The organism is Candidatus Aquicultor secundus (genome assembly GCF_002791875.1).
Taxonomy (GTDB): domain Bacteria; phylum Actinomycetota; class Aquicultoria; order Aquicultorales; family Aquicultoraceae; genus Aquicultor_A; species Aquicultor_A secundus.
Map to the genome: position 1 here is coordinate 1 of NZ_PFNG01000236.1, position 12,804 is coordinate 12,804.

7 protein-coding genes and 1 tRNA gene are annotated in these 12,804 nt (G+C 49.0%); 3 read left to right on the plus strand and 5 right to left on the minus strand.

What is annotated here, in order from left to right; all coding sequences use genetic code 11:
- The 3 genes from COY37_RS10015 to COY37_RS10025 form a co-directional block, all read right to left on the minus strand.
- Window positions 1–73: transfer RNA gene (locus tag COY37_RS10015), tRNA-Pro, on the minus strand.
- Between the two features lie 104 nt (window positions 74–177).
- Window positions 178–2,130 carry a glucosyl-3-phosphoglycerate synthase gene (locus tag COY37_RS10020; RefSeq protein WP_286977446.1) on the minus strand — a complete coding sequence of 651 codons (1,953 nt, stop codon included), beginning with the start codon at window positions 2,128–2,130 and terminating at the stop codon, window positions 178–180.
- Between the two features lie 93 nt (window positions 2,131–2,223).
- The gene (locus COY37_RS10025) at window positions 2,224–6,363 is read right to left on the minus strand and encodes a GAF domain-containing protein (RefSeq protein ID WP_286977447.1); all 4,140 of its coding nucleotides are present in this window, start codon (window positions 6,361–6,363) and stop codon (window positions 2,224–2,226) included.
- A gap of 273 nt (window positions 6,364–6,636) precedes the next feature.
- Here COY37_RS10025 and COY37_RS10030 point away from each other — a divergent pair, with 273 nt between their 5' ends.
- On the plus strand, window positions 6,637–7,632 hold the full coding sequence (locus COY37_RS10030; RefSeq protein WP_286977449.1) for a galactose-1-phosphate uridylyltransferase: 996 nt from the start codon (window positions 6,637–6,639) through the stop codon (window positions 7,630–7,632).
- A 34-nt stretch (window positions 7,633–7,666) separates the two neighbouring features.
- Here the strand turns inward: COY37_RS10030 and COY37_RS10035 are convergent, their stop codons facing one another.
- Window positions 7,667–8,716, minus strand: a complete 1,050-nt coding sequence (locus COY37_RS10035) for a glycosyltransferase family 4 protein (RefSeq protein WP_286977451.1) — start codon at window positions 8,714–8,716, stop codon at window positions 7,667–7,669.
- 334 nt (window positions 8,717–9,050) lie between these two features.
- On the opposite strand from COY37_RS10035, the gene COY37_RS10040 reads away from it, so the two are divergent.
- Both COY37_RS10040 and COY37_RS10045 read left to right on the plus strand, forming a co-directional pair.
- Window positions 9,051–10,304, plus strand: a complete 1,254-nt coding sequence (locus tag COY37_RS10040; RefSeq protein WP_286977453.1) for a glycosyltransferase — start codon at window positions 9,051–9,053, stop codon at window positions 10,302–10,304.
- 187 nt (window positions 10,305–10,491) lie between these two features.
- On the plus strand, window positions 10,492–12,012 hold the full coding sequence (locus COY37_RS10045; RefSeq protein WP_286977455.1) for an alpha,alpha-trehalose-phosphate synthase (UDP-forming): 1,521 nt from the start codon (window positions 10,492–10,494) through the stop codon (window positions 12,010–12,012).
- On the opposite strand, the gene COY37_RS10050 is transcribed toward COY37_RS10045, so the two are convergent.
- A partial coding sequence (locus COY37_RS10050; RefSeq protein WP_286977458.1) for a class II aldolase/adducin family protein occupies window positions 11,998–12,804 on the minus strand: 807 nt, incomplete at its 5' end. The genes COY37_RS10045 and COY37_RS10050 overlap by 15 nt on opposite strands.

Genomic DNA, 12,804 nt, shown 5'->3' on the forward strand with positions numbered 1-12,804 from the left:
CGGGGCGACAGGATTTGAACCTGCGACCACACGGCCCCCAGCCGTGTGCGCTACCAAACTGCGCTACGCCCCGTTTTTTGTTTCGCGCTAATTCTTAACGCGTTGTTATTATACCAAATATTCTTAACTTTCGGAATTTCATGATAACTATTACCCAAAAAACCTTTACATGCTACATTAAACCGCCCGGTCCATATTTTCAATCTCAAGCTGGATGAATTTCTCACGGTATTCCGGCACAGTGAGTATGGGGGGCTTCATGGTTTCCTCGATCGACTTCGCATCCAGGTAAAACTGGTCGGGTTCATGTTTAATCAGTTTCATTGTTTTATTGATCTCGTTGAGCAATTCAACACGATGGCGCTGCTCTAACTTATCGATAATCACCTGGATTATCGCAAAGGACATTTTACTGAGGCTCTCCAGCGATTGGTTGCGATGAATACGCTCTACCAGGTCCACCTGACCCATGACGTCGAGGCCGAATTGTTCGAGAATATTTAGCAATAAACCGGTCTCGACGCCGTAACCGTTGTGAAAACCTATCTGCTCAAGGATTTCGCGTCGGCCCGCATACTCGCCCGAGAGCGGCTGGACAAAACCGGATAACTCGGGGAAAAATAGGTTAAGCAGCGGGCGTGCGGTCAGCTCGGTTACCCGGCCGCCGCCGGTTTCGATAAGCTGATCGCCGATCTTAACGGGTCGCCTGTAAAAGCCCTTTACGTATTTTATGTCGGGATATTTTATGAGCGGGCCGACCAACCCGTAGACGAATCGGGGGTGGATATTCTTTATATCGGTATCTATCCAGGCTATTATGTCCCCCTTAAGCGCACAGAGGCTTTTCCAGAGCGCCCCACCTTTTCCCAAATGCGAGCCCCACTCGGGCAATATATCGCTTTCCTGCAAGACTTTCACGCCAAGGCTTCCCGCTATTTGAACCGTAGAATCTATAGAATCGCTATCAACAACTGCGATCTCGTCGATGAGGGGATACCGATCGCACAAATTAGTCTTTATTGTTTCGATGATGATGCCGATCGTCTGCTCCTCGTTCAGGGTGGGCAACCCTAAACTTATCGTTAAACCTTGCTTGCGCTTGGCTTCGACCAACTTTTCGATATCCGAAAAGTCATCCGCGTGAAACGTGTTTTCGGCGAACCACTTATCTACAATATCTGAGATCGGCAACATAATCTTCCCATTGCTGCCATTGCTACCGTTTTTACCGCCTCCATTCTTCTTACGAGGCAGAAATTCAGGGGGTGGCGATATCCTCTCTGGTGCCGTAGATGCTTTTGTAATTATTACGGTTGCTGTAGTATTCTCTAAAATTGATGCGACAACCCGATCGGCGCTATATCCGTTCGACCCTGTAGCGGGAGCGGCCGCTACTATGAGATCGTGGTCGCCGGCGTTTACATCTATTGATGAAGCCAGATCCATTTCTTCACCGTAGTTACTCCGCTTGCGCATATGGACAATTGTAAGCTCTGCGCCACGGTTGCCCGCTACCGACAGCGCTGTTTCCATAACCAAATCTGTATCCGGCCCACCTTGCAGACACACGAGAACCCTCTTGTAATGGTGAGCAATCCCCGGCTTGACGATGATCACATCAACGGGCGATTCGGTAATAAGCTCGTTAAGGAGGATGTCGTAATGGGGATTCGTATGGTTCTCATGCGACCACGGTACAATCATAAGATTGTAGTTATCGCCCTCAAGGGTGTCTTTGATCGTCTGCCATATGTTCCGAGAAACCTTAACGAGGTTACTTAGTTCGATCCTTTGCCCACCATCAACTATATCATGCATAATATCTTGCATATCATTCGCTTCGAGCAGCCGGCGGTAATCCCGCGCAGGCAAAGCCCCCGTGCTTAAAGACGCTTCTCCCGCAACCTCCACTATCCCGAGGACTACAAGCCTCGCTTTTTTTCCAGTAAGAATTGTCGAGGCGAACTCTACGGCCTCTATGCTTGTTTTTCCTCCTATCAACGGCAGTAAAACCGTGTAATCAGAAGAGGAACATCCCAAACCGTTTCCTCCCGACTCGTGTTCGGTAATTTTCGCATGAATATACCCATCGTCCATAAATTCTTCGATCGAACTAAGGTTAATTTTCAATTGGTTCACGCCCCTGGTTTAGAAGCACAGCTGGCTAGGTATCCGACTTAGCACTATATACCCAAAATCGGCGGGTTATAAAAGGGGTTCTTGCTACATCCAGCGATTTTCATCACAAGAGTCCGGTAGTTTTCTGGAAAGGATGATGGTAACGCCGCGGTCCCTGGCTACAAATTTAACGTCGTCCATAAGCCGCTGCATGAGATATATGCCGCGGCCCCTATCTCGTACCAGATCGGGCGGCCGCCATGCGGACAGGTTGGGATTGTAGCCGATACCGCTGTCTGAAATTGCTACCTTAAAGAAGGAGTCCTCGATGAAACATCCCACCCGGATATTGTTGTCTTCACCATCCGGTGATTGCCCGTGCAGGACGGAATTGGTGACCGCTTCGCACACCGCAACGAGCACATCCGACGAACCAGGCTTATCGAATCCAGTAGCTTTAAGCTCCTCGGCAACAAATCTTCTTACGTCGTTGACCGCAATCGGTTTGTTGATAACAACCATTTCTTTAACGTCCGTTTTCTCACCATTTTTGGTACATTTAAGCACCACAATCGTAAAATCATCATCAAGCTCGCCGGCCGAGAAGCGAACCGTGTGCTTATAGATGCGATCTGCGAGTTCCTGAGCGCTAAGATCGGCGTTTCTCTTAACGAACCTACGCAGTCGCTCAAGCCCAAAGCAGTCTCCCTTGTTGTTTCGTATATCGGTCACGCCATCGCTGAGCAGAACGAGCATATCGCCTTTATCCAACCGCACCTGCTGTTGCTCGATAGACAAGCTTTGCTGAATCCCAAGTGGCGTTTGTGGCGACCACAGGTACTTTGCCTGCCCTCCCGAGCAGAACAGCGGTGGCAAGTGCCCCGCATTCGCATATATAAAGGTCGAGGTGGTGTAGTTATAGACGCCGTAAATCGTCGTCACGAAAACCTCCGGCGATGTATCCTCCCATATAATCTGGTTGAGCGCCCTGAGCGGTGATATAACCGAATCGGTGTTGGCAACCGCCGCGCGCAGAATATACTTGTGCATCGAAACAAGAAGCGCCGCAGACAAGCTTTTACCGGCCACATCGCCGATCGCTATACCGATTTTGTCATTATCGAGCGGAATGAAATCGAAGTAATCGCCACCGATTTGTTTTGCCGGTTGGCACATGAAGCCGATATCCAGACCAGCTGTCGCAGGCTTGCTATGGGGCAGGATGTTTTTCTGGACCTCGGTTGCAATTCTTAAGTCGTGGTAATAAATCTCAAGTTCGTGATCTTTGGTTATATCCCTGACTGTGCCGACAATTCCTTTTTTATCACCGTAATCTATCATCGAATGATTTACCTCAACAAAACGCATCTCACCGGTTTTATTACGGCGAATATTTGCTTTTATTCTCTCAGACCGCGTCCTGCTACGATCATGCATCGGGCACTTGCTGCAAACGTTGCCGTCAACAAATATGTCTTTAAATACCTCATTGCATTTCTTTCCGATTACCTTATCCGCTTTACGTCCGGTCATCGTCTCAAGTGCCGGGTTAAATAGCTCGATCCGTAACTCGGGATCGACCATGAAAATGCCTTCGCCCGTCCGCTCGATAACGATTGAACTCTTCGCCTTCTCTTCGAGAAGCTCGACGGAGAGTTCGGCTTCATGCCGGGCGATTTCTTCCTCGACTACCCTCGAGTAAAGCTGGTTATTCCTGATGGCAACCGCAAATTGGTTAGTAAAAATGCTGATTATCGACAGGCGCTCTTTTGTGAAGAAGTTCGGCTCAACCGAGAACAAAGAGATAACGCCGCGAACCTTTCCTTTCACTATGAGCGGGACAATTGCCGCAGATTTAAATTCCTCATCAGTGTCAATCTGTTTGTTGTTCGGGTAGTCATAACTCAATAGGTCATCTATGACGATTTGCGACCGGCTTCTGTAGGCCATAGCAACCGGGTGATTCTCGTCGGTGTAGATCTCGTCGGTCTTAAAGGTATCCTTATCGATTCCCCATCTGTACACGTTGTCAAGTTTTTTACCAGACCTGCCGCTTAAGAAAATACAGCCGCGTTTTATCTCAAATACTTTCTTGATAACCTGACCGATTCGTTTAAATATCTTGCTCAGGTCGATTTCGCTTGCAATAAGCTTTGAAAAATCAAGCGCGGCCGATAGGTTCTTGGCCTTATAGAGCGCCTCTTCATACAAGCGCGAGTTGTCAATTGCGATCGCTACCTGGCTGGCAAAGATCTGTAGCAGCTCAAGCTCATCGACAAACTGGGCCTCATCCCCCATCCAATTAGTGGAGAGGCCGAGAATACCTATTACCTTGTTTTTAACAACCAGCGGTACCGCTAAAAACGACTTGAAATCCTCAATCAGTAGTTCTTTGCCCAAATTCAGCCCCTTAAGCAGCTCACATGATGCAATAAGCACCGGTTTTTTATCCTCAACCAGGCTTTGCTTCTTTCCCTCATCAATGACAAGAACTTCATGATGGAACCGCTCGACACCATTAATCAAGCACTTTGAGATCCTTAGCTCACCGATGTCATCATCATAAAGCGCTATACACGCCGACTTTACGCCAAAGAAACCCGAGACCGCCTTGATAACCAACCTCTGGATCTTGTTGCAATCATGGGATGAGCTGATCTTCTGGCTTACGGTAAAGAGGTTTCGTAAACCTCTCGCCGTGTATTCAAGCTGGCTGTAGAGGCGTGCGTTCTGGATAGCGATCGATGCTTGGTTTGCGAGCGTCGAGAGAACTTCCTCGTCCGTCTCGGTAAATACTCCTCCGTCTTTTTTAAAACTCACCATAACCAGACCGCACGGGTTCTTATTTTGATCGATAAGCGGAACCCCCAGAAAACCTCTTAGCGGCAGGTCCTCGGTTCTCTCTATTCCGCTTTCCTTGTGCAGCTTTATATCGTCCAGGCGCAAAGGTTTCCCGGTGCGAAGTATCTCGGCGTAAGCCACTTCGTTGTATGAGACGCGTTCTTCATTCGTCCTGGTCAATACCGGTTCACCAAGGATGGGGTCGATGTTGGATGTTCGCTGCTCAAAGCACCCGGTTTCCGGGTTATAAAGCGCCGCCGCGGACATCAAACAACCCACCGCCGACCTTGCGGCGTCTACGATCTCTTTCATCATCTTATCGATATCGGTAACGGCAACAATTCTCGAGGTATGCGTGTGCAGTATTCTCAGTTCTTCAGCTTTTTTCTTTGTCTCCACAAAGAATTTAATATTGCGCAATGCAGCCGCTACCGGCCCGGCAAGCGATTGCAATATTTTAAGATCGCTGTTGTCGAACTCTGAAGTGCTCCTGCTAAAAGCCTCTAAGACACCGATTACCTTATCATCCTGCTTAATCGGCACCCCGATGTATGCTTTGAACTGCTCGCGGTTAAGCCAGGGACGCTCATGAAACCTGCTCTTCGACCTTATATTTTTTATAACCATCGGCCTGCCGCGCTCGACAATTCCCGCAGCGGGATCTTTTTTAAGCGGTACGTTTCCAAACCCCTTAAGTATCTTGTTAAACCCGGAAGCAACCTGAAATTCGAGCGAGCCTTCCTTAAGAAGAAGAATATCGCAAAGATCGGCTTCTACAATCGTCATCGCAACGTGGGTAATCTGGCGTGTGAGCTTCTTAATATCCAGCGTGGTACCCATAGCCTTACCCAGCTGCATCAGGCTTGCTTTAAAGAGAACGTCGCGGTGCTTTGCGGTATCAAACGCCCGTGTCCGATTTATACCATCTGCGATGTGAACCTTTAAAAGCTCGAGCAGCTTCTGTGCCTCCGGTACCTGTTTAGATGGATCCGCGAAATAAACGGCAAGTACCCCTACCTCCGGCCCTCTCGATCCCAGACCGCTGATAGCGAACTTGCCATCAGCGTGCTTTATGTCAGCCGAAAGATATTCTTCCAGCTCTTTCCCAATATTTGCGCTTTTCTTAAAAACTACGGGTTCATCGAACCTGAAGCCATTGCTTGCAATCTCGACCAGGCTTTGTGCATCATCACTTTGTAGCAGCATAATGCCGGCGCTCGCCTTAGAGAGCATTATGATTGATTCAAGTACGGAGGCTAACACTTCTTGAAGGTTCTTACCTGCTTCAAAGCTATTTTGAACCATGTTCGCGTAGATTCTTTGCCATGCCTTACTGTCTTCGCCAAACTCTTTTTCTAAAGCTGCTAACTCTTCTGTGGTCGAATTATGGTCGCTGGCAAACACCCAATACGCCCCCTGTAAACCTCGCTGATTAAACACTGATTTAAAGACTTCTTGTTATGGCTTATAAGCGGTAATTTAATAATTAACGTTTGTATTACCCTTAACTGTTGGTTGTTAAACAAGAAATTTGAGTTTTTGAAACTTTTGGCTTACCTTTTAGGTTGTGGACTTTTAAACTTTTTATTTTTGGTAGACGGAGAAACAAACTTCATCGGGGAGTTTATAGTATGCTTTCTTTGATATCTCTTTTTGAGCCCATGCCAAGGAGACACAATGCCCGAGTTAAGACAGGACCCCGTGACAAAACGCTGGGTCGTTGTAGCAAAAGAACGAGCAAAACGCCCGGATGATTTCGTGAAAAGAGACGGCGGCTCTTCACCTCGGGTCTGCCCGTTCGAGTACGGCAATGAGTCCATGACCCCGCCTGAAACCCTGGCGTTTCGACCGGGTGAACTACCGCCCGACTCGCCGGACTGGACGATCCGGGTAGTGCCGAACAAATTCCCCGTCTTTACACCAGAAAACCACGACGAAACGATAAACGGCCTCTATTTGAGCAGAAAGGCATACGGGGCGCACGAGGTGATCATCCACGGCCCCCAACATGAATTGAGCCTTGCTACATACCCAACACACCAGGTAGCCGAGGTGCTAAGGGCATATAAGCTTAGATATAATTACCATAAGAATCAACCCTACGCCCGCTATATCCAGATTATTATCAACCACGGCAAGTCGGCTGGGGCATCGCTCGAGCACTCCCATTCCCAACTGTTCGTCGCTCCGGTACTCCCCGAGCTTCCCGCAGCCCAGCTGCACGGGGCCGCCGAGTATTACAACGAAAACGGGCACTGTATTTACTGCAAAATTATTTCGCAAGAGCTGGATATCAATGAGAGGGTTGTAGAAAAAACGGATAATTTCCTTGCGTTTGTTCCGTTTGCCGCCAAGCTTCCCTTCGAAACATGGATAGTGCCATTGCGTCACAGGCCTAAATTCGAAGATATTTCTAATGATGAGATTGAAGAACTCGCCTTCATATTCGGGAATACGCTGCGGCGTTTTTACAACGGGCTAAACGATCCTCCGTATAACATGTACCTGCACACCAGCCCCCCCGGATATGGGCTGACCGACACCTACCACTGGCATATGTCTATAATCCCCAAGCTAACAATCCCCGCAGGCTTCGAGCTGGGCACCGGCATGTGGATAGACATCACCATCCCTGAAGCCGCCGCAAAATTCTTGCGAAACGCCGCACCGTAAATGTGGGTCGAGAGTGTGGGGTAGGGACCCTGGTCTATGCGACTGATGGCAGCTCGTAATACTTGTTCTCTTTTTCGAGGATCTTGATGTAGGCTTTTACATAGCAGTCAACCATTTTGTGGGTGCTAAAACGCTTCTCCACATGGCGTCTGCAGTCAATCGGCTCGATGGTATCGACTTTCGATACGGCCTCGACCATCTCATCGGTTGTATTACAAATAAAACCGGTCGTGCCGTGGTCGATAACCTCGGGGACCGAACCGTTTCTCATTGCGAGAACCGGCGTTCCACATGCCATAGCCTCGGTCATCACCAGGCCGAACGGCTCGGGCCACTGTATCGGGAAGAGCACGCAGCTCGCCTTCTTATACATCTCGACCTTGGTCTTGGTATCAACCTCGCCCATAAGCTCGATATTTGGAGCGAGCAGAGGCTTTACCTTTTCCTCGTAATACGCCTTCTCGTGCGGCTCGGTCATCTTAGAGACCATAATAAGCTTCTTCCCGGTCTTCCTAGCGACTTCGACCGCTACGTGAGCACCCTTCTCGGGATTCATCCTGCCAATAAAGAACATGTAATCTTCTTTCTTGTCGGTATATTCGTACTTCTCAAGGTCGACGCCGTTATAAATCGTTCCCACAAAATTGAGATCGCCGAAATTCTCTCTCTGGTAATCGCTGATTCCGTTGAAGTAAATTCGGTCCTTAAGCTTTCCATAGAAAACCTTTGCCTCATCGGTTGCCGGACCATGTAACGTATGAAGAACCGGCGCATTTGTAAACGAGCCTATTACAGGACCGATAAGCCCACTGTGATCGTGGATTATGTCGAACTCGCCGGCCATCTGATAGGCCTGCATAACATGGATAAGGTCGGGATACGTCTGGCCGATTCTCTCGGTCGGAGCAACCTTATACGGGCTTATGAGCTTGGCCTTTGTGACCGAATCGCCGGATGCAAACAATGTGACATCGTGTCCCTTTTTTACGAGTCCTTCGGTAATGCAGTGTACGACGTATTCAATACCGCCGTAACCTTTCGGAGGTATCGCGTACCAAATCGGTGCAATCTGAGCTATTTTCATTGCTGATTCCCTCTTTCTAAGACTAATCTCTCTACCAGCGGTCTATTTAATGCTGGTCTTCCTGACCCAATCTCTCTTAGCCACAGTTGGTAAAGCCGGTTCTACCTTTTATCTATAGTGAACTCTTTATCTATAGCGCTGGTATCTATAGTGCTGGTATCTATAGTGCTACATAATATAGTGCTACATAATAAGCGCTAAAACGATTCTGGTTGGTACCGATAATCACTACTAGTTATCGTTTAAGGTCCTTTCGACTTGAGCAAATTCTTTCTGGAGGATCGTTATCAAGCCTTTTTTGATGGGAATAAACAAACACGAGGAGTTTGATGCCATGTTAACGTCAGTACCCGTCGGCACTAAATCGCTAAAAGATTACGAAGGAATAGTAGACGCCGAGGTTATCGAAAAAGCCCGGCAGTTAGGTAAAGCCCTGAACGGTGTCAAGATATTGAACCTTAGTTCGACCGCTTTTGGCGGTGGTGTGGCCGAGCTATTATATACGCTTATACCGCTTATGAAAGATGTCGGGATTGACGCCCATTGGCAGGTTATCCCGGGCAGCGAGGATTTCTTTACGGTAACCAAACTGTTCCATAACGCGCTTCAGGGCATGGATCTCATGACTACTCCGGAGATGATAGAGACCTACCTCAACCAAAACGAAGAGAACTCTAATCTATTTAGCGGTGACTATGATATCGTTATGGTACACGACCCACAACCTGCCGCTATGATCTCCTATCTAGAGGAGAAAGGCAAAAAGAACGGCAAGTGGATCTGGCGCTGCCACATCGACCTGACGGCGGCCCGACCGAGCGTTTGGGAGTTTTTAAAGCCGTACCTCGAACTCTACGATGCTGCGGTTTTTACTATGACGCAATACATTAAAGAGGGCTTCGACATACCAAAAATCGCAATTGTGCCCCCGACGATAGACCCGCTTAGCCCAAAAAATATGGATATCGATATACGTACGATCGAGAGTATTCTCGAAAGGTATAATATAGATAAGGACAGGCCGATTGTCACACAGGTATCGAGGTTCGATCCCTGGAAAGACCCGCTCGGCGTAATCGATGCGTATAGAATCGCCAAAGAAGAGATTCCGGGGCTTCAGCTCCTGATGATCGCCTCGATGGCAACGGATGACCCTGAGGGTTGGCACTATTACGAGAAGACATCCAGACACGCCGGTGGCGACCCGGATATTCACCTGCTCTCCAACCTTGAGGGCGTGGGCAACCTCGAAGTCAACGCATTCCAGCGCGCTTCGCGCGTAGTCGTCCAAAAATCGACGCGAGAAGGGTTTGGGCTTGTCGTTGCCGAAGCATTATGGAAAGAGCGTCCGGTCATCGGTGGCGACGTAGGCGGAATTCCCCTACAGGTAATAAACGGCAAAGACGGTTACCTTGTGAACAGCTCAAGGGATTGCGGTTTAAAGTTAATCCAATTGCTGAATAATCCTGAAATGGCGCATGAAATGGGTGTGTTTGGCAAAGAGCACGTGCGGAAGAATTTCTTAAGCCCGCGGCAACTTGTTGATTACATGGAGCTGTTCAGCTATCTCTACGAACCGGTGTATTAAACGCGGGTTTTAGCTGTATCGGTTCGTTGTCGGTATTAGTTGTGCATGGTAGTTCTGTCTGTTGATACGGGTGCTGGATCGGTTTACTAACCGGAAAATTGCAGACGGCCCTATAAAACCTTAAAATATAAGAAGGGCAGACTAATTTTCTGAGCAATGGCTGTAATTTATTGGGTAAGGAGACCTTTTGCAAAGCAACGGTGAACACCGTAAGATTCCGGATTTAAAGAAGCTCCTTGCAGACAGGTCCATCATCCTGGTGTCAAACCGGGGGCCGGTGGAGTTCGAACAGGACGCCGCGGGCAACCTTGAAACCCGCAGGGGTGGCGGCGGACTTGTTACCGCCATGACGGCGATCAGCAAAGAAGCCAAAGCTACATGGATATCGGCCGCAATGAACGATATCGAACGATCACTGGCGCATGATGATGCGTCGGTTTGTCTTCCCGATGATAGCTCTTCCTGCCTGATAAAGCTGGTAGATATCCCCGAAGATATCTATAACCGGTACTACAACATCATAAGTAATCCGCTTCTCTGGTTTATCCATCATTATATCTGGAACCTCGCCTATGATCCGTCAATTTCAACCGGGATACACGATGCCTGGCATAACGGCTATGTTGCCGCTAACAAGCTATTTGCGCAAGCGGCGGTTAAAGAAAGCCGCAAGCACCGGAACCCGATAATCATGCTCCAGGATTACCACCTATTTGTGGCCGCGAGGTATATTAGGGAGCTTTCGCAGGAACCGTTTCTCTTTCACTTTACGCATATCCCCTGGCCCGAGCCCGACTATATGCGGATTCTCCCCGAGAGTATGAGGACAGAGCTTTTAGAGGGCATGCTCTCAAACGACATGGTCGGTTTTCAGTCAAGGCATTACGCGGACAACTTCCTGCTGTGCTGCGAGACGCTGCTTCAGTGCCACGTTGACTGGAAAGCTAAAACCGTTACCCTTCACGGGCATGTAGTTCACGTGCAAACCTACCCGATTTCGATCGATCATGAGAGCCTGGTCGAGGTAGGCGCAAGCGATAAAGTGCTTGAGTATGAGGCGAAGTTCATGCATGACAACGAGGGATTAAGCTTAATAGTGAGGACGGATAGGAGCGACCCGTCGAAAAACATCGTAAGGGGTTTTCGGGCGTTTGAGGTGCTCCTCAATAAGCATCCCGAGCTTAAAGAAAAGGTAAAGTTCCTTGCGCTTCTTTACCCAACACGCGAGAACATTAAAGCGTACAACGACTATCTTGACTCGATAATCGCTACCGTTAACGAGATCAACGACCGCTATAAAACCGATACCTGGTCCCCTATTCACCTGCGCCTGGAGGACAATTATCTTGAGTCGATAGCGGCGCTAAAATGCTATGACGTCCTGCTGGTCAACCCCATCTACGACGGTATGAACCTTGTGGCCAAAGAAGGACCGGTTTTAAACAACAAGAACGGTGTGCTTATACTCTCTGAGAATGCCGGGGCGACCTCGGAACTGGGGAACACGAGCCTCGTTGTAAGCCCGTTCGATATCGAGGGAACGGCCGCCGCGATATACGATGCCCTTACTATGGCCGATTATGAAAAGCGCGCCCGCGCATCCACGTTAAGAGAGATCGTCCAGAGGAATAATTCAGTCAAGTGGTTGTATTATCAGATTAAAGATATCGTACGTCTGGAGAAGAAAAAGGTGTTAGACGGCATCTAACCTCTGCCGCAGTAGTCTGAAGTACCCCGTACTACAGGCCTCCTCCATCCTTGCCAGTTCTGTGAATGCTTCTTTAAAATCGTTGCGCCCGACGCAAAACGCCCCGTGGCCGAAGACAAGAGCACGCCCGAACTCACGTACCACCGGCGGCACGTTTTTTGCTATACCACCCACCCCTATCTCCCCGGCTACAATCGGTATGTCGCCGAACATCCTGGTTTCGGGGCAATTCTTACCGCAATCAACGATTTCACACACCGCCCGCTTGTCGCAGAGCATTGAGATGATAATCGAAAACTTCGGGTGGCCGTGCAGTACCGTGCGGCAGTCGGTCGTCTCGTAGATCCTCCTGTGCACCGGCAACTCGGATGACGCCGTTATTCCGTAGGTCGATGAATTATCCATGGGGACGGGGTCGATAAAGCCGTCGAGCCCGTCGAGCGATGCCCCGGTTTGCGAGATATACACTATGCCGTCGCTAAAATAACTTATGTTCCCAAAAAACGAATCCACGAGTCCCGTTTCAACCGTATATCTCCCGACAACGGCGATCTCGTCAAGGATTTCCGAACGCTCCATCAGCGGCCCCTGCCGAAAACGCAGCGAGTTCACATCGGGAGCGGTCGGCCGACTCTCCCGGAAATTGTAAAACACTTCTCTCTCGCCCGGTAGCGAAAACCCGGTCTCCAGCAGGTCATAAAGATACTTAATAAACGTCGCGTGGAAGATCGATGAGTATATGATGTACGCCTGCTCCAGCGTTACCGTGCCGCTGGATACAAACCCCACCCC

Bases quoted from the DNA above. Each gene is read 5' to 3' on its own strand.
- COY37_RS10040 (WP_286977453.1), top strand. From the start codon at position 9,051: ATGTTAACGTCAGTACCCGTCGGCACTAAATCGCTAAAAGATTACGAA.
- COY37_RS10030 (WP_286977449.1), top strand. From the start codon at position 6,637: ATGCCCGAGTTAAGACAGGACCCCGTGACAAAACGCTGGGTCGTTGTA.
- COY37_RS10035 (WP_286977451.1), bottom strand. From the start codon at position 8,716: ATGAAAATAGCTCAGATTGCACCGATTTGGTACGCGATACCTCCGAAA.